Source organism: Nocardia vinacea (assembly GCF_035920345.1).
In the GTDB taxonomy this organism is placed as follows: Bacteria; Actinomycetota; Actinomycetes; order Mycobacteriales; family Mycobacteriaceae; genus Nocardia; species Nocardia vinacea_A.
In genome coordinates this window covers 248,916-271,786 of sequence record NZ_CP109149.1, presented here as the reverse complement: position 1 = coordinate 271,786, position 22,871 = coordinate 248,916, and the positions used below count along the sequence as shown (strand labels likewise).

Sequence of the window (22,871 nt, the reverse complement as noted above, 5' to 3'; positions counted from 1 at the left end):
GGAGGCGATAGACCATGTGCGCAGAACAGCGGAATTCATCCGAAGGTGATGTACACCTACGGATCTGGCTGTCCGGCGTGGCCTTCGACTACATGGCCGCCACGGTGGCGGTACCTCACTTGATCCATGATTGGGCGCGAAAGCGTTGGTGCACAATCGAATTGATTTGCCGGACCACAAAGGATCGTCGGCCCCTAGCGCGCCTGCCGTATGAACGACTATTCCTCGGTCCCGGACCGGCGGCACCAAGATATTTCGAGGCCGAGTTGATCAGCCGAGCACGACCGTGCTCGGACTCTCGATCATTTCAGCAATCCGCGGCTCCCGGGCGACAGCCCGGGAGCCCCGCGGTCAGCGGACCGGCCCAGATCCATGGCGCTCCCGTACCAACACTGGGCACGCTCGGCCTATGTGCCAAGGACCGCGCGTTCCTAACGTGAGTTGGCGACGACCACAGCCGCTGACCGATCACACTGCAACTGGAGGTTCCCTATGACGACTGACACCAACTCGCCTGCTGTACCCATCCGTGCGACGGTCTTCGTCAGTCGCTGGCCGAATGTCCCGGCCTTTGAGTTTCCCGGCATTCCCAACGGCACCTTCTCGCCGACCACCGCCGTCCTCGTGAGTGGCGCGACGGAGGTCGTTCTCATCGACGCGCTGTACCTCAAGGACGACGTCCAAGACCTCGGCGACCTGATCGAGCGCACCGGCAAGAAGCTGACCACGATCTACATCACCCACGATCACCAGGACCACTACCTGGGCATCGGACCGCTCATGGAGCGGTTCCCGGACGCGAAATGCGTGGCATTGCCGCATGTGATCGAGTCCATGAAGCAGACCATGGAGTTGCAGACCATGCAGTGGAATTTGCTGTTCGGCGACGCCGTCGTACCTTCAGGTCCACTTCCGGACCCGCTGGAGACCGACACCCTGTACGTCGACGGATCCCCCTTGCACATCATCGAGGTGAAGCAGGCCGACGTACATCCCACGACCATCGTGCACATCCCCGAGATCGACGCCGTTATCGCTGGTGATTCCATCTACAACGAGATCTACCCGATGCTCGGCCTGTCGACTCCCGCGGAATGGCAGGACTGGCTGGAAACCGTCGATGTCGTGGAGAAGCTCCAGCCGAAGATGATCGTGTGCGGACACCGCAGGCCCGACGGCGATGACTACGCGGTCGAGACCATGATCGCCCAGACCCGTTCGTACATCCAGGACTTCATCGCCGCCTTCCCGGTCGCGAAGGACGCCGACGACCTCGTGTCGATCATGAGCGCCAAATACCCCAATCACGCCAATGTGTGGACCTTGCAATTCTCTGCCATCAACGCGTTCGCGGCACGCGACGGCGCGTAGTAGACCCGCGCGCCGCGCTGTGACCTGGCCGACCACGCCCGTCGGTCGTCGTCGCGCCAACCCCCTCCGCCCCCACCGCGCCCCGAAACCGATAGGTACGCCATGCATTTCGCTTCCCTGCCCGACCACCGCGCCGATCTGGACCCGGATGGGCCGGCGATCTCCGATGGACGTGAATCGCTCACCAATGCCGAATTGTTGCTTCGGGTACGGGCGGCCTCACGCCACCTGAATGACCTCGGGATCGGTGCCGGTGATGTGGTCGCCGTGAAATTGACCAACCGCCTCGGGTTCGTACTGCTGCTGTTCGCGGCCTGGCGGATCGGTGCCACGGTCACGCCGGTCAATCCGAGCATGACCGACATCGAAGTGGAACGACAGCTCCGCGACTCCGACGCACGCCTGCTGGTAGTCGAGGACGAATCGACCACACCGATCACCCAGACTCTCGCTGTCGACACGATGTACACGGACCCCGGCGGGTTCGATCCGGCACCGATTCTGGACCCGGCCGCGCTGTCGCTGCTCGTATACACCAGTGGCACGACCGGGACGCCGAAGGGCGTCATGCTCGACCACAGCAATATCGAGGCTATGGCGGAGATGATGGTCGTTGCGCTCGCGCTCGGTCCAGCCGACCGCTCCTTGCTGATTCTGCCGCTGTTCCACGTCAACGGCATCACCATCAGCATCCTGTCGCCGCTTCTCGTCGGCGGCAGTGCGGTCATCGTCGGCCGGTTCGACCCCAACTCCTTCTTCGACCTCGTCGAGCGTGAGCGGCCCACCTACTTCAGCGCGGTACCGACGATCTACAACATGCTGGCCGCGCTCCCGCCGGAGGTAGTGCCCGACACGTCGTCCTTGCGGTTCGGGGCCTGCGGCGCCGCACCCGCCTCGGATGTGTTGCTGACCCGGTTCGAGACCCGATACGGGTTCCCGATCATCGAGGGCTACGGGCTGTCCGAAGGAACATGTGTCTCCACGTGCAACCCGCCCGCCGGCCCCCGGCGCGCCGGCAGCGTCGGGTTGCCCCTCGTCGGTCAGGAGATTCGGATCGTCGACGACAGCGGCACCGAACTGGCTAGCGGCGAGGATGGTGAGGTCATCGTGCGCGGGCCCAACATCATGCGCGGCTACCTCGGCCGTCCGGAAGAAACAGCTCGAACGCTCGTCGACGGCTGGTTGCGCACCGGCGACGTGGGCCATTTCGACTCGGACGGCTATCTGGTCCTGGTTGGACGGTCGAAAGACATGATCATCCGGGGCGGCGAGAATATTTACCCCAAGGAGATCGAGGACGTCCTGACCACAGAACCGTCGGTTCTGGAGGCCGCCGTGATCGGCGTTCCCGACGAAAAATGGGGGGAGATCGTCATTGCCTATGTCCAGCCGCGGCCAGGCTCGACCATCGACACGGCAGCGCTGACCGAGCTGTGCGAGCGACACCTCACCGGCTACAAACGACCGACGGCTTTCGTGGTGGACGCCATTCCTAAGAACGCGGTCGGCAAGATCGACAAGCCGACCTTGCGAAAAGCACACGCCGCAGTCTCCACCGGTGCGTAACCGGCGCAGCCATCTCCTTACATAACGCGCACGACGGCCGGATTCGGGCAGCTCGCCCGGATCCGGCCGTCGTGCGCGTTATTGCCATGCCTCGCGGGCGCAATTCCAGGGCTTTCGATGATTCTCGGCGTGTCGATCCCGTTGGGGCGCAGAGAATTTCCCGCTTGTGGTCGTGCGTGGTGTGCTGGAGTCGCCATTCGCGTTGCTTCCCACATCTGTCGGGCGTTCGTATCGACGGAGTCGACGCTGACGGCAGGACGATTCGATTCGACACGCAGATCGCCGCCGAATCAGCCACGTGCCCGGACTGCGGCGGTGTTTCGGATAGATCACCGGTGTAGCCGCCGGCATCAGCGTCGCAGCACTCTGCTAACCGGGCTGCTGACCAAGGTCGCGCTGGCGTTGGGAGGTCGCGCCGGACACCGCATGACCGGGCACCTCGCGACCGAGATGTCCTTCCGGATCAGCGTGCCCGTTGACACGGGCGTGGAAATACCGCCAGCCGTCGTCCTGATCCTATTGACCACCACTCGATATTCGTAATCTTGGTTGTGGCGCAGACCACAACCCATGGTCAGCAGTTGCCAGCTTCAACGAAGAAGGAGATCCACATGCCGATGTGGAAGATTTATGTTCCCGAAGGCGCGTACACCAAGGAACAGAAAAAGGCGTTTTCGGACGCGATCACCGATGTCTACGTGGACTTCGCGGCGCTGCCGCGGTTCTATGTCGTGGTCGTGTTCCACGACCAGCCGGCCGACTCCATCTGGATCGGCGGGGAACCGGCGAACGATTTCGTCCGCATGACGATCGATCACATTGCCCGCCGGATGCCGGAGTCGGACGATTTCCGGGATATGACGATGGCCGCTTTCGAGGACGCCATCGCGCCCCACGTCAAGGACCGCGGTTTCCGCTGGGAGATCCATATCGACGAAACCCCGATCCAACTGTGGCGGACCAACGGGATCAAGCCGCCGCCGGGAGACTCGGAGGCGGAGAAGGAATGGGCGCGCATAAACGCCGCCATCGAGTGGGAGACGGTCTAGCGGCTCGAACCGCGTCGAGGGTGGGCGTCCGCGCAGCTATCGCCAGACATTTCGCCTACCCGACCGCGTCAGCACATCCGCACCTGCCCGCTCGAGCCCCTACCAGCAGACGCGTCTAGCGCGCAAGCCGATGTGACCCTTGCCACAGCCAGAGCAACGCTGTAGCATCTTTGTAACCTCGTTACAAATTTCATTATGAATGCATGGGCGACTTCGTTGCCGCCCGGTCGTGCCACGGCCGTCACGAGAGGAACCAACCGAATGTCCACATCCCCCAGCGCCGAGGACCTGTACAAGTACATCGGACTGACGTTCGAGCAGGCCAAGAGCGATCCGAAGCTCGTCGAGAAGTTCTCGAGCGGCGAGGGTGTGCTCAAGGTAGTCACCACCGAGCCCGACGGCGTCGTGATCATCGACATCCCGCGCATGACCGCCGTCCAGGGCAGCGCCGACGCCGAATCGGACTGCACCCTCCGCATGACGGGTGAATTCGCGAACCGCTTCTGGCAGGGCGACCTGAATCTCCTCTTGTCCGTGACATCGGGCGCGATCGGCATCGAAGGGAAGATGGCCACCTTGGCCAAGGCCATTCCGGTGGCCAAGGAGCTCTTCCCGACATACATCAAGCTACTGACGGACGCCGGCCGGGCGGACCTGCTCGCCTGATGATGTCGTTCGAACGATGGAACGTAGCACCGTGAACGATTCGGCGACGACGCTCGACCTGCGCCAGGTCGAGCGTCGGGACCGCCGGGCAGCGTGGGAGCAGTTGATGGCGGGCCGTCTGCTGCCGATGGGAGTCGATTTCCCGGCCGACACGGACGATGAGATCCACGGCGTGTTCCGGTCTTTCGACCTCAGCGATATCAAGGTCACCCAGTGGGAGTGCCCCGCGCTGACAGTGGTTCGCACGAAACGGTTGATCGAGGCGACGGATACCGAGGCGCTGATACTCCTCACGGCATCCTCGGGCAATCAGCTCTTCGAAATGGAGTCGGGTACCGCTCGTATGGAATCCGGGACCGCACTCATATCGACAAGTCGAGTGGCGTACACCTCCACCGTATCGACCGGACTCCGAAAGCGGAGTGTGGTGATCCCATTCTCCGCGCTCGCCCCATACGACACCGGCGCGGCGATCCACGACTGCCTGATGCTCGATCAATCCGGACCGCTGGCACGCCTTTTGATCAGCTTCGTGGAGAGTATGGGTGAACACGTCGCCGCCATGGACGCCGCCGAGGTCGACGCGGCGCGCGAGGCGCTGCTCACGCTGGTCGCCGGGGTGATCCGAAGCAGTACGCGCGCCACCTACGACGGACCCGCGCTGCTCCCCGCGCTCCGGTCACAGCTCGAACAGTGGATCAAGGAGCACCTCCGGACCGGACCGATCCGCGTGGTCGACCTAGCCAAGGCGTTCAACGTCTCGAGCCGTACGGTGCATCGTGCTTTCTCGCTGACCGGAGATACCGTTGGATCGGTCGTCCGTATACAAAGGCTTGTCGGCGCACGCCGCGATATCGTCGCCACCAGTCTTCCCATCGGGTCCATTGCCCATCGTTGGGGATACTACGACGCCAGCCATTTCGGTCGCGAATTCAGGACTTTCATGTCCATGTCGCCGAGCGACTATCGGGATTGTTTCGGAATTTCCGGGTCGACCATGAACGAATTGGCCAGCTGAATCAACTCTGCAAAGGCTCCCCGCATGACACGAGCAACCGAAGAACTGTACAAGTGCGCTTTATACGCGGATGATTCCTTCAACGGCCTGGCAGCGTTGACCGGATCACTGCTCCAAGAGAATTTCGAGAACTTTCCGGAGCGGCGCAAAACGGCCGCGAAAATAGCGCGCCCGATCGCCTTGCGTGAAAGCAGCTCCCGAACAGCGTGCACTGTTCTCTTCGGGTCCGATAAGGCCTTGTTACTGAACGATATTGCCGGGCAACCCAGCGTTACCGTCATCGACACGACAGGCGATCAATTGCTGGCCGTGTCCCAACTGCGGATGCGTGCGGGCGGACTGCTACCGACCGGCTTCTTCACCAAACAGGGTGTGTCTGTTATCCGCGCGATCCTCCGCAAGGAGCTCATCGTCAAGGGGTTGATCACCCACCCGATCACGGTGCTCCGGCTGATCGCGCTGATGTCGGTCGCGTAAGCACGTCCCGGTCCGAGGACTCCTCATGCGCGCGCACCGCGGCGACGAGGGAGCTGCGGGCCGATTCCGGTGTGTCACCCAGCCCGACCAATATATTGACCATCGTCGATGCCAGGACCTGACTGACGGGATCCGGGAACTGCGCGAAGTGATCGCCCAATTCCAAGGTGACGAATCCATGGACGCAGCTCCACAGCTGAGTGGCCACGACTTCCGGATTCTCGTCGCGCCGGATGCGCCCGCTCTCCACAAAGCGGGCGCATTCCTGTAACAGATGTGAATATGCCGCCTGGAAGGCCTCGGATCGGGCCATGGAACCCGCACGTGAAGGCCTCAACTGCCGATATCCACGGCGGGTCGACAGGCCGAACATCAAATCGTAGAGGTGCGGATTGGCCTGGGCCAGGCTGCGGCACGCCAGTGCTATCCCGAAGAGGTCCGCGGCGGGATCCTCGCTACGGGGAACGCGACGGAACGCTCGATCGAGATCCCGGAAGCCCTGGTCGATCACGGCTTGCAGGAGTTCGGGCAGCCCGCCGACGTGGTAGTACACCGCCATTGTGGAGACTTGCGCGGTCTCGGCGACGGTCCGAGCCTTGATCTCCGCCGGCCCCGCCTGGGCGAGTAGCGTCGTCGCCGCGTCGACCAGCCGCTCGACAATTTGCTCGGACGTCAGGCGGACGGCCGTATCCTTGCCGCGTTTCGGCATCGAAGCGATGCACCTCCCCACGTCGATAGCCCTGGAGTGGCTCTAAAACGAGGTTACAAGACGGTGGGACGACCGCGTGTAACCGCGCGCGAGATCCGTCACCAGGTTGTGGGATAGAACATTCGCTATACTGAGCCCATGGCGAATGCGGTGAAGACCCACGACAAGGCACCTCGGGACCGCCTCATGGCCGCGGCGCAGCTGTTCTACACCGATGGCATCCGCGCCGTCGGGGTCAACCGGTTGCTCGAAGAGGCGCAGACCCCGATCATGACCCTCTATCGGCATTTCGGATCGAAGGAGGGCCTTGTCGAAGCATTCCTTCTCGACAAGGATCGTCGGGTCCGCGCCAAGTTCGAACGCGAGGTCGAACGTGCCGGTGATACCGGCAAGGAGCGCGTGCTCGCCGCGTTCGACTTCCTCGGACGATTGACCGCGGATCCTGAATACCGAGGCTGCACGTTCATCAACGTCGCGGTGGAGATGGGAGACCAACGCACCTTCGTGGATATCGCGGTGGCTCACAAGAATTTCGTACGCGAGATATTCGCTCGATACCTCACCCAGGCCGGCCTCCGGCAACCCGAGCCCCTGGCTTCACAGCTACTGATTTTGATGAATGGCGTTTTCGTCAGCGCGCAGATGCATTCGAACTTCAGGGAATCAGCAGCGCAGGCGCGCATGGCCGCGGAAGTGCTGCTCGATGCCGCGCTGGCCGCCGAGGCAAGCGAGCACACCGGTCCGCCGGTTGCCTCCTGATCCAGGTACTCCGGCCGTAGGGTCTTCGCGCCCAGGCGTGCCCGAGTCGGATCACGTCGTCAGCCAGTCATCCGTCGGGCGGATGTGCGGGTGTCCAGACAGTCGGCCGAGTGCCTGCTGTTCGCGCAAGAACCGAGCCCGCTCCTCGTCGGATACCTCCGAGGTCAGTACCTTCACTGCCACATGACGGTCGAGCGAACGCTCGACACCCTCGAAGACGACACCGAAACCACCGCGGCCGATCTCGCGAGCATCATCGAAGCCGGCCGCCGCCAATTCTGCTGCGATACCGAACTGCAGGTCGCGTGAGCCGATGACGCCATTTCCCCACCACCCGATCGCCAGAAGATGCTGATGAGGGTGACGGGAACCTGCACCGCCAAGACCGTTGCTATGAACGTCATGCCTGGGTCTCGATCGCGGCACGAACAGGCCCCACCGCGGCTTCGGCATGATGGGTCAGCACTTCTTGATCCTTTGTCAGTTCCCGATTTTCGGCAGAAGCAATGCGATGCGTAGTTTCTGATCGATCGTCTGCGAGAGGGTGAGCGTCTCGTCGAGCTTCCGACCGAGGGTCTGCGCGTTGGCGTTCGCATCGTTGAGCGTCGCCGTGATCCCGCCGAGTGGGTCGACGGCTGCACCGGCCTGTCCGCCCGCCTTCCGGCCGGCCGCAATGGTTCCGGCAAGGGGGGCATCGGCCGAGGTCAACGTGACGTCGAGGGTGGCGAGTTGGTCACCGAGGGTGGCCAGTGCCTGATTAGCGGAGGTGAGCGAGTCGATGATGCCGACCACTTCCGGCAGCCCCTGTTGGGCGGCATCGGTTGCCGGTGGCAGCTGGCGCGCCGCATCGAGCGCCTTATCGGTCGTTTTGTCGAGAGTTTGTGCTTGCTCGACACCGTCTTTGAAGATGTCGCTGGTGATGCCCAGGTCCCTGGTGACAATCAGCAGGCCGGTCAGCATCGCGATGGTGAATGCCAGGGTCATCGCCCAAGACAGCCGAAACCGGCCAGCATTATGCATTGTTCGCTCCGTCGAAAGATCGAATCGCCACCAGGATGCTCATGGATGAGGCAGCGGCGGTAGCGGTGGCGCCTGGAAGCCCAGGGGCGGGATGCCGAGACTGTTGAATGGTGGGCCGATCACTGCCAGTAGTGGTCCGAACTCCTGGACATGGGCCGCTTCTTCCTGAATGGCGGCCAGCCTCGAGGCGATACCCGCCCCCTTGGGGCCGAGCGCTCGGAGGGTGCTCTGGATAGTCGCCAGACCCCCATGGATCCCCTGCAGTTCGGTGGTAACGGAACCGACTGCCGTCGACAATCCATCCACAGCGGACCCGGCCTCGGCGGCACGCCCCGTAACGCCTGCCACCGCATCCGGCAACGGTGCCGCGATGCGGGCGACCTTCCCCGCGTCGCCGCTCAATGTTGTTGCGAGCGGGGACAGTTCGGCGCTCCTGCCGGCGAGCAGGCCCAACTCGCTCGACAGTGGCCCCAGGGCCTGGATATCCACCGCCAGCCGTGCGTGCTTCGGCTCCAGCCCCGCGGTCAGGGTGTCGAGCTGCTGGGCTGAATCGATGACCTGCCCGCTCAATGCCGATGGCCGTCCAAGCGGGTCGCTGACGTCACGGAACGAAGGAAGGAAGCCATTCACTACGCACAGGCTGAGCGCGGGTACCGCACCGGCGGCCAGCACCACCGAGGTGAAGGTTCGTTTGCTGACCATCAGTTCCCTCCCGCCGGAGCGGGGATCAGGTTTCCCTGAGCGGGGATCGGTGCGAGTTTGTCCGTCGTACGCTGGAGTTCGGCGTTGAGCTGGTCCACCAGATCCAGTGCCGCGAGGAGTCGATTGTTCACGCTCACCACTGACGCGTTCGCCTCGTCGGAGATGCCGTGTAGCGATCCGGCCGCGCCCTGCAGCGACGAGGCGATGCCTTGGAGCTGGTTGGCGATATTGACGTCATCGTGGCCGGAGGCGACCAGCGTCCGCATGTCCGGCACCAACATAGCGAGCTGATCGACGTCGGCTGCGGTTGCCGAATTCAGTTCTGCAAGGACAGTTCTCAGTTCCGCGAGCTCGTTGCGGGCGCGTGCGGGAGAGCCCAGGTCGGCCCGCTCGTCGAAGTACTGATTGGCTTGCCGGAAGTTGTTCACAATGGCGCGTGTGCTGTGCTGTACGTCGAGACCCTTGTGCACGGTGATGAGGACCAGCACCAGCAGTGCCGCTGACATGACCGCGGCCAGTCGGCCGAGCCATTCGGTGGCTATCGAAAACCGGGTGAGTGGGTAGCGGACCGCGGCATCGTCGCGGTGAGGACGAGCCGAGAGCGGGACAATACGTCCAAGGTCCGCTGTTCTTGGGGTTCGCAATGTAGGTCGCATTTCTGTCCAGTCGATCGGGTATGGGTGGCGGCCGACGGACTCAGCCCGGCAGCGGCAGCACCTGGTTTATCGTCGCGGCCGATGCGACCGCGGCCTGCAAGTCGGTGACCAAACCCTCGATCATCGCCAACAGCGCCTTGCCTTGGTCGCCGAACGTCCGAGCGGAGTCCACCAAAGGGATGACGACGTCGTGCACTTCGCCGAGAATCCGCGCGATATCGCCGAGCTGCTCGGTGGTGACCTGCGCCCCCTGCGCACTGCTCGACAGCGACGCCGCGACCGGCGTGATGGCATCGTGCAATTTCGCCAGCAGCGGCCCCAGCGCCTTGATGGAATCCAGCGCCGTCTGCGCGGTGCCGGTCAGCTTGGTCAGTTCTCCGAGCTCCCGGGTCAGCTGGTCATTGACGTCGAGAAAGCTATGCGAAACACCGACGCTCGTGGCATTGACGTGTTGCTGGTTATCCAGGCTCCGGTTCAGATTGAAGATCACGAATGAGAGCAGGCCGAGCACGCCGACCGCCACCAGTGCGAGAACAGTCCGAGCCGGTCCGCCCGGTCGTCCGAAGAACATCATCGTCCGCTACCTTCCCGACAGGTCGCCAGCGGCGGATTCCGCGGAAACCCGCGTGTTGTGCACTTCGGCGGCCGTCGCCCGTACGTCGTCGAGGATTGCGGCCATCGTCTCCCGGTTGTCCGACAGCGCGGTGGCGGCACCGTTCGCCGGCGCCCGCAATGCGCTGACGCGAGTGGTCAGCGCATCGAGCGAACCGACCAGATCGGCGACGTTGACGCCGGTATGGTCCAGGGTCGCCTGTAGGTCGCCCGCGATTTGGCCGACCAATGCGTCGAGTTCGGCCGACACCGTGTTGCCCATGGCGAGGACACCGGCCAGGCACTCGCGCATCTTGTCGAGTACAGCGAAAGCGCCCACTGTCACCCGTTCGTGGTCGGCGATCCGAACCAGCGCCGGGTTGTAGCGGTCCCCCGCCTCGACCGCATGGTGCAGTCGGTCCGGGGTCGCGGTGAGATCGTACATTCTCGGTCCCAGGTAGAACGCGCCGAGCGGGACCAGCGCCAGCACCACCGCGCCCCGGCCGATCCAGGTTGCGCGTGACACTTCGCGCCCCGACGACGCGGTCTGCGCGACCGCGTCGAGCACCGGCTCGTTGCCGTTGTGCGCCAACGCGCCGAGCCTGTACTGGAACGCGGCCATCACGAGACCACCGAGCTCAACGCGAGCACGCGCGGCACTGTAATCGAGTACTCGATCAGGTCTTGCATCAACATTTTCCCGGTGGCGACTCCCCCGAGAACCCGCAATCCGCGGTTGGCGACGACATCGGCAACACCGCGCGCATCGCTCCCGTAATCGAGCGTGATGGGCTGGTCAGAGGTGACGACCGATGGCATCGATTCTCCTGAGTGTGACGGGCGGCCTGCTCGCCGTTGAATGTGGGCCGCATCACAGGAACAATAGAGATCGCTCGCTCTCATGTCAACGCACAGCTACCGCCTCGATCGCACCCGGAATTCAGCGGAGGGTTTCGAGAAGCGACGCATCGTAAGGCTCGGCGTCGGCCAGGCGCCCGGTAAGCGCCTTGCGGGCCCACTCAGGGTCGGCGATCAGCGCGCGGCCCACTGCCACGAGGTCGAACTCATCGCGTTCAGCACGGTCGAGCAGTCCATTGATGCCTGTAACGGCGGAATGCGTCGGCCTGCCATCAGGCCCAGCGAACTCCTTGTCCAGACCGACGGACCCGACCGTGACCGATGCCCTACCGGTGAGTTTTCTGGCCCACCCGGCAAGGTTGAGGTCACTGCCTTCGAACTCCGGCAGCCAGTAGCGCCGAGTGGATGCGTGAAAGACGTCGACACCGGCTTCGGCCAGAGGCGACAGGATTGCTTCCAGTTCCGTCGGAGTGTCGGCGAGACGCGCGTCGAACTGGCCGGACTTCCACTGGGACAGGCGGAAGAAGACGGGAAAGCCAGGCGTGACGGAAGCCCGGACGGCCGCGACGACCTCAGTAGCGAAGCGGACCCGGGAGGCGAGGTCACCGCCGTAGGAATCAGTACGCTGATTGGTCCGCTTCCAGAGGAATTGATCAACCAGGTAGCCGTGGGCGCCGTGCAGTTCCAGGCCGTCGAAGCCCAGTTCCTGAGCGGCTGCGGCCGCGCGGGCGAAGGAGCCGATCACGTCATCGATATCAGCAGTGCTCAGCGCGACACCATTGGGCAATCCGTCGAGGGCGAGTCCGGACGGACCCACTGGCGGCGCTGTACGGATGGGACCGGCCCCGTCGGTACGGGTAGTGCCCACGTGCCAGAGTTGCGGGATGATCTTTCCTCCGGCCTGATGCACGGCCGACGCGACACCGCACCAGCCGGCGAGCGCCTCCTCGCCCCAGAATCGCGGGACCCGGTCGCTGGTGCCCGACGAGGGGTGATCGACCAAGGTCCCCTCGGTGATGATCAGACCCACCTCCGCAGCGGCTCGACGAGCGTAGTACTGCGCCACGTCATCGTCAGGAACGCCGTCCGGCGAAAAGTATCGCGTCAGTGGGGCCATGACGATTCGGTTGGGCACGGTGAGGTCGCCGACGCTGAAGGGGCGGCCGAGCACCTGCCCGGTCCGTCCGATACCTGCGGTGGTGGTCATTGAGAATCCTCCTGATGCTCCGACAGCTGAAGCTGACAAGTACATACCGACATCGCGCCTGCGAGATCGCTTGACGATCCAGTCTAGACGAATTAGTCTAGCCCGAACCGGGCCATTGCTCGCACAACGCCAGGGCGACGCGGCCGTTGAAGCCGAACTCATCGACTGTCCAGACGCACCGAGGACGCGGCTAAGCGGATTCGTCGGACGCTCGATCGGACCCCCAATACGCCGTGTGCCTGCCCCATCGAAACAGAGCAGGCGCCGCTATGACCGCGACAACTCTTTTAGGAATCGGATGTCTCTGATCGTCGAAACTACTGAACCTGGCGTCCGCGTTCTAACGATCGACAGATCCGCCAAACGCAACGCCTTCGACATCCAGATGTACCGTGGGCTCGCCGACGGTATTGTGGCGGCCGACCGTGATCCCGACGTGGACGTGACGGTGATTACGGGCCGCGGTGGCATCTTCACCAGCGGAAACGACCTGGCCGACTTCCGGGACCATCCCAACTCGAGGGCACCGTTCGACCTGTTGCACGCCCTCGTCGATGCCGAAAAACCAATCATCGCGGCAGTGGAGGGTGTTGCGGTCGGGATCGGCGCGAGCATGCTCCTGCATTTCGACTTGGCTTTCGCGGGCCGCTCGACCGTGTTCTCGTTGCCTTTCGTCAAATTGGGGCTGACCCCGGAGGGCGCGTCGACCCTGTTGCTGTCGCGCATCGCCGGCTACAAGACGGCCTCTGAGCTACTGCTGCTCGGCGACAAATTCGATGCGGGCCGAGCGGAAAAGACTGGCCTGATAAACCAGGCCGTGGACGATGGTCACGCATTGACAGCAGCGCTCGACACCGCCGCGGCGCTGCGGGCGCTGCCTGCCGAATCGGTGCGCTTGACCAAACGACTCCTCCACCGCGACAAGCTCGACGTCCTGCGGGTAATCGATGAGGAAGCCGAGCATTTCATCGAGCGCTGTCATTCGGCGGATGCCAAAGCGGCAATAGCCCGATTCCTCGGGTAATACTCATGGAAGCGGTCCCGGTAATACTGGTTACCGGGACCGCTTCCATCTGTATTTCACCCACTCAGGTGATGAGCATCGGAATGCTCGCACACACAGAACGCAGCGAGTCGGCATCCCGCGTCGACAGCGCGACTACAAATGCGCCCTGAATGAGGGCGAGAAGGGTATCGGCCAGTTCATCCGGGGTTCGATCGGTTCGAACGTCGCCCTCGGCCTGGCCGGCGGCGAGGATTTCGCGCAGCCGCGACTTCCAGATGCGAAGGTCGTCATCGAGTTGACCGCGAAACGCCTCGGAAGTGGCGGCTACTTCCGTGGAGAACTTGCCGACCAAGCACGCGCGTTGAAACCCGGAGTCGACGAACCTGTCGACCATCGCACCGAAGTATCCGGTGAGCTTGTCCGCTGTAGCCAGCTCGGTCTTGGCCGCCCAGACGGCGAGGAGGTCCAGCTGGAAGTATTGGTATCGTTCCAATACCGCCCGGCCGAACGACTCTTTGGATCCGAAGTGATGGTAGAACGACCCCTTCGGCACACCGGAGGCCGCGAGCAAGGCATCGACAGTGGTGCCACTGAAGCCATTCGCGTAAAACTGCCGTGTCCCTTGGCGGAGCAGTCGCTCTTTGTGCGAGAGTCCCGCGCGATCGGGCTCATCCCCGGCGGTCGCCCCGCTGCCCCGCGCTTTCACCGTCTCGCGCATAACGGCACCCGACCTTCCTGATCGCATATCCTTGACGATTCAGTCTAGACGGTCTTGTCGAGCGCGTCGGGTGCGCCTGTCGCCGCCGGTCTGGTGACCGCGGAAATGGCTTCGCGACGGTCCGGCGAGTGGTCAGCCGGATCGTCGCGAGATTGTGGTGCTAGTAAGCAACCTCGAACAGACCGGCACCACCCAGGCCGGTCGCGGCGCACATCGTGACGACGACGTACTTGGCGCCGCGGCGCTTACCTTCGATCAGGGCGTGTCCGGCCATCCGGGCGCCGCTCATGCCGTAGGGGTGGCCGATGGAGATGGCGCCGCCGTTGACGTTGAGCAGCTCGTCCGGGATGCCCAGCTTGTCGCGGCAGTAGACGGTCTGCACCGCGAACGCCTCGTTGAGCTCCCACAGGCCGATGTCCTTGACGCTCAAGCCGAATCGATCCAGTAGCGTCGGCACCGCGTACACGGGCGCAATGCCCATCTCGTCGGGTTGGACGCCGACGCTGTTGTAGCCGCGGAAGTAGCCGAGCGGCTGGATGCCTTCGTTCTCCGCGGTCTCGCGGTTCATGACGATCACCGCGGACGCGCCGTCGGAGAGCTGGCTGGCATTGCCCGCCGTGACACAACCATCAGGGCGCGCAACGGGTTTCAGCGCCTGCAGACCTTCCAGGGTGGTGCTGGGCCGGTTGCCTTCGTCATGGGTAAGGCTGACGGTGACGAACGATTCCTCGCCGGTCTCCTTGTCCACCACGCGCTTCACCGATTCCATCGGCACGATCTCGTCATCGAAAAGTCCGGCCGCTTGCCCCGCGGCGGTGCGCTGCTGGCTCTGGAAGGAGTACTCGTCCTGGGAGTCCCGGCTGACTCCGTAACGGTCGTACACCACCTCGGCGGTCTCGATCATGTGCATGTAGTAGTCGGGCTTGTTCTGCTTGATCCACGGCTCTTCGATCATGAAGTCGTAGCCCGGGACCTGAATCATGCTGATCGATTCGACGCCGCCGGCGGCAACCACGTCGACCCCCTCATTGAGCACACGATATGAACCGCCGACAATCGCCTCCAGTCCCGACGTACAGAACTTGCTGACGGTGAGTGCCGGTGTGGTGACCGGGATTCCGGCGCGTATTGCGATCTGACGCGCGATATCACCGCTTTGCACTCCGGTCGTGAGCGCGGCTCCCATCACCACGTCCTGGACGCGGGAGGGCTCGAGCCCGGCCTTCTTCAGTGCGTGCTCGACAACATGCCCGCCGAGAGTCGCACTGTGGGTGTTGTTGAACGCGCCGCGGTAGGCCTTCCCGATCGGGGTGCGCGCCGTCGAGACGATTGCCGCTTCTCTCATGATTCTGCCCTTCGATGGGTGGATGTTGTGTTGGCGAAGCTCGGTGGGTTCCGGCTCAGCGACCGGTGTAGACGCCGGCCCGTCGCTCCTTGAACGAGGCGACACCTTCAGCGGCATCGCTAGTACCGACGACCTCGGCCCGCAGCTGGGGAACAATGTCGAAGGCGGCGCGAAGCCCCGCCTCGGCGGCGCGGCGGGAAACGGTCAGCGAGTGACGCACGCCCATCGGCGCCGCGGCCGCGATCTCATCGGCCAGCTGCAGGGCCCGATCGAAGAGTTTCTCCGCCGGAACGACCTCCTGCACCAAGCCGATCCGGTACGCCTCCTTCGCATCGAGGTGGTGGCCGGTGAGCAGATACCGCTGCGCGTTCGCGTAGCCGACACTCTCCGCCCAACGCGCCGCGCCGCCACCGAACGCGAAGACGCCGCGCAATACCTCGGGCTGACCGAACAGCGTGCCCTCGGCGGCGACGATGAACTCACCGGCGAGAGCAAGCTCCAGCCCACCCGCGAAACACATGCCATGAACAGCGGCGATCAACGGCTTCGACAGCCGAGCACCCTCGAGACCGAACGGGTCGTATTCCCCTTCGCCGTAGACGAGTCCGCCACCCTCGACGAGTTCCTTCAGCTGCGTCAAATCCGCGCCCGCGCAGTACACGCCGCCCTCGCCGTACAGCACGGCACAGCGCAGACTGTCATCGCTGTCGTAGCGCTTGTATGCCTCGGCCAGCGCCTCGAACATCTCTCCGGTCAGCGCGTTCTTCTTGTTGGGTCGGTTCAGGCCGATCAACAGCACGTTTCCGCGCACCTCGGTCTTGACCGTGCTGGCCTGCACGCCCGCCTCGATCGTCGTTTCAGACATCGTCTGCCGCTCCTTACTTCTGGGACGAATCGCCGCCCACACGAAGGCGAGCGCTGGTCGATGGGTGCCGTCGCCAAAACCGCTCTTGTCTACGTCGGCAACCGGGCAAACTCGACGATAGAGATCGTTCTCACTACTGTCAACAGGCAATAGGTCACCGCCTTTCTGGCTATCGGTAACTAAAGCCAGAGATCTACGCTGTGGCTATGCCTAAACCTTTCAGCGAGTCCGAACGCGAGGAATTTCTCGCGGGTGCACACATCGCGGTTCTGTCCGTCGCCTCGGCCGACGCCCGCCCGCCCGCCAGCGTGCCGATCTGGTACGACTACACGCCCGACGGAACCATCCGTATCAACACCGGTGCCAGCGTGCGCAAGGCCCGGCTCATCGAGCAGGCGGGTGCGGTGACGCTGGTCATGCAGCGTGAGGAACCGCCATACCAGTACGTGATCGTCGAGGGCACGGTTGTCGACACCACGAGGCCGTCGCCGAAGGAAGCGAAGGAGGCTATCGCGAGCCGCTACCTCGGCGCGGAGGGTGGCCGCCAGTTCGCTGGCAGGACCAGCGATTCGGTCCTCTACACCATCCGCCCGGACCGCTGGTTCTCTGCCGACTTCTCCGCTGATTCCTGACGACCGACAGGCCAGGATCGGCCGGTGCCCCGGCACACCGCCGGGGCACCGCGACATCAGTCCGGCGCAGCATCGCTACCGGCCCCAATTTCCAGGCCTACAACAGTTTTCGCATCTCCAGATCGCTGACGTACTTTGCGACCAGCGCCGGAGTCAGGTGTGGGATGTCGTTGTCGACACCCAGGTGCGCGGCCCGTACGGCGGCCTGGAACTTGCCGACCGGTACCACGCCACGGCTCGGCGAGCCCGGTTGCCGATAGGCGTGCAGCAACGGGAGCACCGAATGTTTGCGCTGCTGCTCGGGCAACGCTCGCAGGGCGGTCTCGAAACGCGAGAACCACTCGTCGTAATCGTCGATTCTGTCGATGCGGCACCCGGATTCGATGAGCCAGTCGACGAATTCATCGAGGGAGATACCGTCGTCGTCGTGTGCGTTGCGCACATCGAATGTCTCGAACCCGGACGCGACCCGGGCGCCGAGTGCGGTGATGGCCTGGGCGGTGAAATCGGCAGGCAAACCGTCGTAATGGGCGCGTTGCCGGTTGCCGTCGATGTCGGTCTCGTAGAACGACTTCGGCGCCACGCCCGTCGCGAGCAGGCTCAGCAGCAACCGCGTGAACATGTCCGCGACATTCAACTGCCCGGCAAACCGACTGTGCGCCAGGATCATATCGGATCGGAACACCGTCACCGGCAAACCGCACAGGTCGTGTGCCTGCCGCAGCAACACCTCCCCCGCCCACTTGCTGTTGCCGTAGCCGTTCGCGTACCCGTCGCCCAGCCGACGCACGGCGCTGATCGCACGAATATCACCGTCTTCCGCGAAGACCGCGGGATCAATCTGATCCTTGACACTGACCGTCGACAGATACGTGATCGGCTTGAGTCGCGCAGTGAGCGCCAGCCGAATCACCTCCGCCGTACCGACCACATTCGGACCGAACAACTGCTCGTAGGGCAGCACGTGGTTGACCAACGCCGCTGGATGCACAACCATGTCGACCGACACCGCCAGTCGCCGCCAATCCGATTCGCTCAGACCGAGATTCGGCTCACCGATATCACCTGCCAGGACTTCGAGGGTGTCCTCGGCGAGGGCTCGATAGTGGTGCAAGAGCTCTGGGTCACCGCTGTCGAAGACCTCGTCGAGACGGCGCTGAGCGTCGGCCGCGTCTCGGCCGCGCACCACGCAGATCAGTTTCGCGCCCTGTTCCGACAGCCGTTGCAGCCACTCCAGACAGAGGAACCGGCCCAGATAGCCGTTGGCACCCGTCAGGAGCACCGTCCGGGGCGGCTGGGCAGTCGGCGGCAACTCCCCCGCCGCCGCCAAAGTCGCCTCGTCGATGAACTTTTCCAGCGACAAGTCCGCCGCGTGGATATCGGCGTTGGTGCCGTGCACCGACTCCGGCGTCGGCCGCTTCCTGGTCGAGTTACGTTCGGCCTCGATGTATTCTGCCAGCACCGCCAGGGTATTGGCGGAGCTGACTATCACGCCCACCGAAACCTCGACACCGAAAATCTCCCGCAACAGCGTCGAAAATGACAGCGCCGACAGCGAATCCCCGCCGAAGTCGGTGAAATGCGCGTCCGAATGCAACTCCGACTCCGCGGGACCGAGCAGTGCCCGCACGGCGCGGCGCACGACATCCAGCACCGGAAGGTCCTGAGCGGCGCGCCGCAACGTGAGCAGTTCGTCGGCCTGCTCGAGCTCCAGCTGGCCGTACAGCTCCTCCAGACGCTGGCCGTAGCGGGCTTTCACCTTGGGCCGCAATAGTTTTCCGATTCCGGACAGGAGACCGTCGTCGATGGTGAACGGGTCGATCTCGAGCAGGAAGTCACGCGGAATCTCGACGGAGCTGAGCTCGGCTACCTTCGCGACCTGCCGTAACGACTCATTGATCGCAGCCTTCAGATCGGCCCGGTCGGGGTACGCGGCAACCGCGTCGACAGTCGGGACGATCACCGCGAGCAGATAGGCGCGCTCGCTCGAGCCGTAGACGTAGATCTGGCGAATCAGCGGGCTGCCGGCGTAAACGGCCTCCAGTTTCGCCACCGCCACGAATTCGCCCTGCGACAGCTTGAGCACATTGTTGCGACGGTCGATATACACAAGTCGGTCCGGTTCGAGTTCGGCCATGACGTCACCGGTGCGATAAAATCCTTCGGCGTCGAAGATCTCGGCATTCAACTCGGGTCGCTTGTAATAGCCGGAAACCAGGGCCTGCGACTTGATCAGCAGTTCACCTCGCGGAGAGGGCTTGTCACTGACGAAGTATCCGAGCTCGGGTACGTCGACGAGCTTGTAGTCGAGAATCGGCGGCCGTTGCAGGCGGTTGTCCATCATCATCCCGCCGGCCGTCTCAGTGGCGCCGTATCCATCGATCAGTTCGGTGCCGAGCACCGACTCCATGAACTCGCGCATACCGGCCGACAGCGGCGCGCTGACAACCAGAGCGAGAAGGAACCGACCACCCAGGAAGTGTTCGCGCAGCTCGGCTTTGACGTCCTGCTCGACTCGGGCGCGGTCGCCGCCGGCGGTCACCCGTCGATCGGTTTCGCTCTGGAATCGCTGAAACACCATGTCGCACACGCGCGGGACGAAAAACAGGAGCGTAGGACGTACCAGCGCGATGTCCTCCAAGAGTGTCGACATATCGCTGCGGGCCGCGAAGTACACCGTGCCGCCGAGGGCCAGACTCATGATCATGGACTGCCTGCCGACGATATGGCTCATCGGCGTATAACTCAACCCGACCATGGGCAGCGCAGGGCCGCCGCGCCGGTGCCAAATGTCAGCCACCAGCCGATGGGAGTACATGGCGCCCTTGGGGCTTCCGGTGCTGCCGGAGGTGTAGAGCAATAACGCCAGCGCATCCGGATCCGGTGTGGTGTGCAGCGGTGCGGGCGGGAGCTCCCGTCCGCGCGCGAGCACTGAAGCCAACGTTTCGACCCGCACCGGGGTTTCGGCCAACCGGCCCTGTGCCGCATCGAGCGCGGCCCGATGATCGTCGTCTTCGGCGTGGAAGTCGAAAACGACGAGCCGGCGCACGGTATCGGACGCCAGCACCAAATCGACTGCGGCATTGAGCTGCTCGGCGTCGGCGGCAATCACGCGTGGCCCGGTTTCGGTGACAATCGAGGTCAACTGCGCCAGCGCTGATCCTGCCTGCAATGGCACGGACACCATGCCCAGATAGGTGCACGCCAGGTCGACGGTCGTGTAGTCGATGCTGGTGAAGCCGAGGGTGGCGACGATATCGTCGGCCCGCACCGGGTGCTCGGCATCGCGGTGCCACACCGATGCCACCGCACCTACTCGCTGCCACAGCTCGCGGTAAGTGATGGTGTCGAACCTGGGCAACACCCGGGCACGACGCCGCCCATCGTCGTCGGTGATCAATTCGACGGCACGCTGTCCCAGTGCCGGCCGGTCGGCGTAGCCGGTCATGATTGTGGCGACGGTCTGCGCGAGCGGCATATCCCGGCCGCGCAGCACCTCAGTCAACTCGTCGTCCGGAACCGCCGCTCGAATCTGCGCATCGGATGCGACCAGATCTCGAACCCGACGTTCCAATTTCGCTTGTCGCTCTGCCTCGGACTGCACTCGATCTCCCTGCTTCCGGTCGGCGAATACCGCGCCCCGGCACCGCACGCCTTTTCGCCTGAGTAGGTCTTCTGCGGGTCCTTCTCTTCGCGCGCCGAATGGGCGAGTCGCTGAGGATGTGCCGTCACCGCGCGAGGACGGTCGGGCAAGCGCGGTGACGGCACGACGCACCACCGGGGCCGGGATTTGCATCGGTGGCGCGAACTTGGGAGGGGGAGGTCAGAGACACCGCCTCGAAGTCCCCCTGATGTTCGGAGCTCCTTCCCGACTCGTCTAAAAGGTACGAATGGGCGACCGATACGTCATAGAAGAAATGCGCCAATTATCGGTATGGGACCGCCCCGGTCGTCAGCACATATGCACCGACGAACAGTTCAGTGCGCTATCACGGGCTCGCCCTCCGACGGTGCCAGAGCCGCATTCGGCACCAGGAAAGCCGCGATCACCGCACCGGCCACGAATATCCCGGCGCCCCAGGTAAAGGTGGCCGTGTAGCTCGCGACGTGAGCCTGCGCCACGGTCAGCGGGCCGGGCTGGTGTGAGGTCAGGTAGTCGGTCATCGCCGATGTGGCAACGGTGGTCAGTAGCGCCGTGCTGATCGAGCCACCCACCTGCTGGCTGGTGTTGATCAGCGCCGAGGCGACACCAGCGTCCTCGTGGTGTATGCCCGCGGTCGCGCCCTGGAACGCGGTGGTCATCACGCCACCGAGGCCGATACCCAGCAGGACCAGTCCGGGCAGGACGCCGGTGACGAAGCTGCTGCCCAGCTCGAGCTGGGTCAGCCGGGCCATACCGGCTGCGGAGACCAGGAAGCTAGTGCTGATCACGATCTTCGGACCGATCCTGGGCAGCAGCAGCGAGGGCACGGTGGTTGACGCGAGAACGATGCCCGCGACCATCGGCAGGAATGCCAAACCGGCCTCGATCGGCGAGTAGCCCAAGCTGACCGCCAAGTAGTAGGTCAGGAACAGGAAGATCGAAAACATCCCCATGCCCATGACGAACACCGCCAGGAACGAACCACCGCGGGTGCGGTCCAGCACGAGTCGCAGCGGCAGCAGCGGATGCGCGACCCGCGCCTCCAGCCATACGAACACCGCGAGCAGTACCACGCCGCCGATCAGGCAACCGAGGGTTACCGGGTTGGTCCAGCTGGTTGATTCGGCGTGCGCGAATCCGTAGACGACGGCGAACAGCGCGGCGCTCACCACGAGGGTGCCCGGAATGTCGATCTCGGGCCGCCCGGCAGCCACATGCTTGGCCAGCAGCAGCACCGCACCGACCAAGGCGACGGCGGCGAAGCCGACGTTCACGAACATCACCCAGCGCCACGACGCCCATTCGGTGAGCATGCCGCCGAGCAGCAGCCCGGTCGCGGCGCCCGCACCGGACAACGCACTGAAAATGCCGAAGGCCTTGGCCCTTTCGGAGGATTCGGTGAAGGTCACGGTGAGCAGCGAGAGCGCGGCGGGCGCCAGCAGTGCACCGAAGACGCCCTGGCCGACACGTGCCGCGACGAGGATTTCGAAGCTGTTGGCCGCGCCACCGACGACGGATGCGCCCGCGAAGCCGATCAGGCCGATCACGAAGGTGGTACGTCGGCCGAACAGGTCACCGAGGCGGCCACCGAGCAGCAGCAGGCTGCCGAATGCCAGCGCATAACCGGTGATGACCCACTGCCGGTTGCCGTCGCTGAAACCGAGGTCCTGTTGCGCTGCGGGCAGCGCGATGTTCACGACGGTAGCGTCGAGGGTGACCATGAGCTGTGCAACGCCCAGTACGACGAGCACCCACCAGCGTGAGGCATGCGAGCCGCGGCGGCCCGGGTCTGTTTTCTCGGTGGCGGGTGCACCGAGGTCGAATGTGGAAGTCATTGCCGCCCTTTGTCTCGATTCTGGATTCGGAGATGCCAACTCTGTTTAATGAGTCCGCCATCCCATAACCGATAAATCGACTTCAATTAATCCCCTTCCGCAGTGGTATATATCTGTGAATCATGTCACCGCTATAAATCATCCGATGTTTTACATTTTACGAATAGGGCATGACTAT

General features: G+C 63.8%; 23 protein-coding genes and 1 pseudogene. 10 read left to right on the top strand and 14 right to left on the bottom strand.

Annotated features, from left to right (window positions below):
• Positions 1-492: 492 nt before the first annotated feature.
• The 6 genes from OIE68_RS01190 (at position 493) to OIE68_RS01165 (ending at position 6,147) form a co-directional block, all read left to right on the top strand.
• Positions 493-1,371 carry an MBL fold metallo-hydrolase gene (locus OIE68_RS01190; RefSeq protein ID WP_327097521.1) on the top strand — a complete coding sequence of 293 codons (879 nt, stop codon included), beginning with the start codon at positions 493-495 and terminating at the stop codon, positions 1,369-1,371.
• Positions 1,372-1,473: 102 nt separating this feature from the next.
• Positions 1,474-2,937 carry a class I adenylate-forming enzyme family protein gene (locus tag OIE68_RS01185; RefSeq protein WP_327097520.1) on the top strand — a complete coding sequence of 488 codons (1,464 nt, stop codon included), beginning with the start codon at positions 1,474-1,476 and terminating at the stop codon, positions 2,935-2,937.
• Between the two features lie 611 nt (positions 2,938-3,548).
• Positions 3,549-3,986 carry a tautomerase family protein gene (locus tag OIE68_RS01180; RefSeq protein ID WP_327097519.1) on the top strand — a complete coding sequence of 146 codons (438 nt, stop codon included), beginning with the start codon at positions 3,549-3,551 and terminating at the stop codon, positions 3,984-3,986.
• A gap of 261 nt (positions 3,987-4,247) precedes the next feature.
• Positions 4,248-4,652 carry an SCP2 sterol-binding domain-containing protein gene (locus OIE68_RS01175; protein ID WP_327097518.1) on the top strand — a complete coding sequence of 135 codons (405 nt, stop codon included), beginning with the start codon at positions 4,248-4,250 and terminating at the stop codon, positions 4,650-4,652.
• 16 nt (positions 4,653-4,668) lie between these two features.
• Positions 4,669-5,670, top strand: a complete 1,002-nt coding sequence (locus OIE68_RS01170) for a helix-turn-helix transcriptional regulator (protein WP_327097517.1) — start codon at positions 4,669-4,671, stop codon at positions 5,668-5,670.
• A gap of 24 nt (positions 5,671-5,694) precedes the next feature.
• Positions 5,695-6,147, top strand: a complete 453-nt coding sequence (locus OIE68_RS01165) for a hypothetical protein (protein WP_327097516.1) — start codon at positions 5,695-5,697, stop codon at positions 6,145-6,147.
• On the opposite strand, the gene OIE68_RS01160 is transcribed toward OIE68_RS01165, so the two are convergent.
• Positions 6,107-6,856: a TetR-like C-terminal domain-containing protein gene (locus OIE68_RS01160; RefSeq protein WP_327097515.1), complete on the bottom strand. Its 750-nt coding sequence runs from the start codon at positions 6,854-6,856 to the stop codon at positions 6,107-6,109. The genes OIE68_RS01165 and OIE68_RS01160 overlap by 41 nt on opposite strands.
• Positions 6,857-6,994: 138 nt before the next feature.
• Here OIE68_RS01160 and OIE68_RS01155 point away from each other — a divergent pair, with 138 nt between their 5' ends.
• Positions 6,995-7,615, top strand: a complete 621-nt coding sequence (locus OIE68_RS01155) for a TetR/AcrR family transcriptional regulator (protein WP_327097514.1) — start codon at positions 6,995-6,997, stop codon at positions 7,613-7,615.
• An 81-nt stretch (positions 7,616-7,696) separates the two neighbouring features.
• Here OIE68_RS01155 and OIE68_RS01150 read toward each other — a convergent pair.
• Positions 7,697-7,858, bottom strand: a pseudogene (locus OIE68_RS01150) (protein kinase domain-containing protein); the annotation flags it as partial.
• Here OIE68_RS01150 and OIE68_RS01145 point away from each other — a divergent pair.
• Positions 7,799-7,924, top strand: a complete 126-nt coding sequence (locus OIE68_RS01145; protein WP_327102061.1) for a hypothetical protein — start codon at positions 7,799-7,801, stop codon at positions 7,922-7,924. The pseudogene OIE68_RS01150 and the gene OIE68_RS01145 sit on opposite strands and share 60 nt — an antisense overlap.
• 171 nt (positions 7,925-8,095) lie before the next feature.
• Here the strand turns inward: OIE68_RS01145 and OIE68_RS01140 are convergent, their stop codons facing one another.
• From OIE68_RS01140 to OIE68_RS01110, 7 genes are all read right to left on the bottom strand, one after another.
• The gene (locus OIE68_RS01140; RefSeq protein ID WP_327097513.1) at positions 8,096-8,635 is read right to left on the bottom strand and encodes a hypothetical protein; all 540 of its coding nucleotides are present in this window, start codon (positions 8,633-8,635) and stop codon (positions 8,096-8,098) included.
• Positions 8,636-8,674: 39 nt separating this feature from the next.
• Complete coding sequence (locus OIE68_RS01135; RefSeq protein WP_327097512.1) at positions 8,675-9,337, bottom strand: hypothetical protein; 663 nt, start codon at positions 9,335-9,337, stop codon at positions 8,675-8,677.
• Positions 9,337-9,843, bottom strand: coding sequence for a hypothetical protein (locus tag OIE68_RS01130; protein WP_327097511.1), 507 nt, complete (start codon positions 9,841-9,843; stop codon positions 9,337-9,339). The genes OIE68_RS01135 and OIE68_RS01130 overlap by 1 nt, the downstream gene beginning before the upstream one ends.
• Before the next feature lie 190 nt (positions 9,844-10,033).
• The gene (locus OIE68_RS01125; RefSeq protein WP_327097510.1) at positions 10,034-10,567 is read right to left on the bottom strand and encodes a hypothetical protein; all 534 of its coding nucleotides are present in this window, start codon (positions 10,565-10,567) and stop codon (positions 10,034-10,036) included.
• Between the two features lie 6 nt (positions 10,568-10,573).
• Entirely contained in the window at positions 10,574-11,206 is a 633-nt protein-coding gene (locus tag OIE68_RS01120; protein ID WP_327097509.1) for a hypothetical protein, read from the bottom strand.
• On the bottom strand, positions 11,206-11,403 hold the full coding sequence (locus tag OIE68_RS01115) for a hypothetical protein (protein ID WP_327097508.1): 198 nt from the start codon (positions 11,401-11,403) through the stop codon (positions 11,206-11,208). Before OIE68_RS01115 ends, OIE68_RS01120 begins: the two co-directional genes overlap by 1 nt.
• 121 nt (positions 11,404-11,524) lie before the next feature.
• Positions 11,525-12,649: an NADH:flavin oxidoreductase gene (locus OIE68_RS01110; RefSeq protein WP_327097507.1), complete on the bottom strand. Its 1,125-nt coding sequence runs from the start codon at positions 12,647-12,649 to the stop codon at positions 11,525-11,527.
• On the opposite strand from OIE68_RS01110, the gene OIE68_RS01105 reads away from it, so the two are divergent.
• A complete protein-coding gene (locus tag OIE68_RS01105; RefSeq protein ID WP_327097506.1) occupies positions 12,639-13,673 on the top strand; it encodes an enoyl-CoA hydratase-related protein in 1,035 nt (344 codons plus the stop codon). The two genes, OIE68_RS01110 and OIE68_RS01105, sit on opposite strands and share 11 nt — an antisense overlap.
• 64 nt (positions 13,674-13,737) lie before the next feature.
• On the opposite strand, the gene OIE68_RS01100 is transcribed toward OIE68_RS01105, so the two are convergent.
• The 3 genes from OIE68_RS01100 to OIE68_RS01090 all read right to left on the bottom strand — a co-directional run bounded on the left by OIE68_RS01100 (position 13,738) and on the right by OIE68_RS01090 (position 16,583).
• The gene (locus tag OIE68_RS01100) at positions 13,738-14,373 is read right to left on the bottom strand and encodes a TetR/AcrR family transcriptional regulator (protein WP_327097505.1); all 636 of its coding nucleotides are present in this window, start codon (positions 14,371-14,373) and stop codon (positions 13,738-13,740) included.
• Between the two features lie 160 nt (positions 14,374-14,533).
• Positions 14,534-15,718, bottom strand: a complete 1,185-nt coding sequence (locus OIE68_RS01095; RefSeq protein WP_327097504.1) for an acetyl-CoA C-acyltransferase — start codon at positions 15,716-15,718, stop codon at positions 14,534-14,536.
• Positions 15,719-15,773: 55 nt separating this feature from the next.
• A complete protein-coding gene (locus tag OIE68_RS01090; RefSeq protein WP_327097503.1) occupies positions 15,774-16,583 on the bottom strand; it encodes a crotonase/enoyl-CoA hydratase family protein in 810 nt (269 codons plus the stop codon).
• Positions 16,584-16,789: 206 nt separating this feature from the next.
• Here OIE68_RS01090 and OIE68_RS01085 point away from each other — a divergent pair, with 206 nt between their 5' ends.
• The gene (locus OIE68_RS01085; RefSeq protein ID WP_327097502.1) at positions 16,790-17,215 is read left to right on the top strand and encodes a pyridoxamine 5'-phosphate oxidase family protein; all 426 of its coding nucleotides are present in this window, start codon (positions 16,790-16,792) and stop codon (positions 17,213-17,215) included.
• Positions 17,216-17,312: 97 nt separating this feature from the next.
• On the opposite strand, the gene car is transcribed toward OIE68_RS01085, so the two are convergent.
• The gene (gene car, locus OIE68_RS01080; RefSeq protein WP_327097501.1) at positions 17,313-20,819 is read right to left on the bottom strand and encodes a carboxylic acid reductase; all 3,507 of its coding nucleotides are present in this window, start codon (positions 20,817-20,819) and stop codon (positions 17,313-17,315) included.
• 374 nt (positions 20,820-21,193) lie between these two features.
• Entirely contained in the window at positions 21,194-22,693 is a 1,500-nt protein-coding gene (locus tag OIE68_RS01075; RefSeq protein WP_327097500.1) for an MFS transporter, read from the bottom strand.
• Between the last annotated feature and the right edge of the window lie 178 nt (positions 22,694-22,871).

Excerpts from the sequence above, each read along its gene's own strand:
- OIE68_RS01130 (WP_327097511.1), bottom strand. The coding sequence starts at position 9,843 with ATGTCAGCGGCACTGCTGGTGCTGGTCCTCATCACCGTGCACAAGGGT.
- OIE68_RS01190 (WP_327097521.1), top strand. The coding sequence starts at position 493 with ATGACGACTGACACCAACTCGCCTGCTGTACCCATCCGTGCGACGGTC.
- OIE68_RS01145 (WP_327102061.1), top strand. The coding sequence starts at position 7,799 with ATGACGGTCGAGCGAACGCTCGACACCCTCGAAGACGACACCGAAACC.
- OIE68_RS01120 (WP_327097509.1), bottom strand. The coding sequence starts at position 11,206 with ATGGCCGCGTTCCAGTACAGGCTCGGCGCGTTGGCGCACAACGGCAAC.
- OIE68_RS01110 (WP_327097507.1), bottom strand. The coding sequence starts at position 12,649 with ATGACCACCACCGCAGGTATCGGACGGACCGGGCAGGTGCTCGGCCGC.
- OIE68_RS01185 (WP_327097520.1), top strand. The coding sequence starts at position 1,474 with ATGCATTTCGCTTCCCTGCCCGACCACCGCGCCGATCTGGACCCGGAT.
- OIE68_RS01155 (WP_327097514.1), top strand. The coding sequence starts at position 6,995 with ATGGCGAATGCGGTGAAGACCCACGACAAGGCACCTCGGGACCGCCTC.
- OIE68_RS01115 (WP_327097508.1), bottom strand. The coding sequence starts at position 11,403 with ATGCCATCGGTCGTCACCTCTGACCAGCCCATCACGCTCGATTACGGG.
- OIE68_RS01100 (WP_327097505.1), bottom strand. The coding sequence starts at position 14,373 with ATGCGCGAGACGGTGAAAGCGCGGGGCAGCGGGGCGACCGCCGGGGAT.
- OIE68_RS01140 (WP_327097513.1), bottom strand. The coding sequence starts at position 8,635 with ATGCATAATGCTGGCCGGTTTCGGCTGTCTTGGGCGATGACCCTGGCA.
- OIE68_RS01175 (WP_327097518.1), top strand. The coding sequence starts at position 4,248 with ATGTCCACATCCCCCAGCGCCGAGGACCTGTACAAGTACATCGGACTG.
- OIE68_RS01125 (WP_327097510.1), bottom strand. The coding sequence starts at position 10,567 with ATGATGTTCTTCGGACGACCGGGCGGACCGGCTCGGACTGTTCTCGCA.
- OIE68_RS01095 (WP_327097504.1), bottom strand. The coding sequence starts at position 15,718 with ATGAGAGAAGCGGCAATCGTCTCGACGGCGCGCACCCCGATCGGGAAG.
- OIE68_RS01135 (WP_327097512.1), bottom strand. The coding sequence starts at position 9,337 with ATGGTCAGCAAACGAACCTTCACCTCGGTGGTGCTGGCCGCCGGTGCG.
- OIE68_RS01160 (WP_327097515.1), bottom strand. The coding sequence starts at position 6,856 with ATGCCGAAACGCGGCAAGGATACGGCCGTCCGCCTGACGTCCGAGCAA.
- OIE68_RS01090 (WP_327097503.1), bottom strand. The coding sequence starts at position 16,583 with ATGTCTGAAACGACGATCGAGGCGGGCGTGCAGGCCAGCACGGTCAAG.
- OIE68_RS01085 (WP_327097502.1), top strand. The coding sequence starts at position 16,790 with ATGCCTAAACCTTTCAGCGAGTCCGAACGCGAGGAATTTCTCGCGGGT.
- OIE68_RS01180 (WP_327097519.1), top strand. The coding sequence starts at position 3,549 with ATGCCGATGTGGAAGATTTATGTTCCCGAAGGCGCGTACACCAAGGAA.
- OIE68_RS01170 (WP_327097517.1), top strand. The coding sequence starts at position 4,669 with ATGGAACGTAGCACCGTGAACGATTCGGCGACGACGCTCGACCTGCGC.
- OIE68_RS01165 (WP_327097516.1), top strand. The coding sequence starts at position 5,695 with ATGACACGAGCAACCGAAGAACTGTACAAGTGCGCTTTATACGCGGAT.
- OIE68_RS01075 (WP_327097500.1), bottom strand. The coding sequence starts at position 22,693 with ATGACTTCCACATTCGACCTCGGTGCACCCGCCACCGAGAAAACAGAC.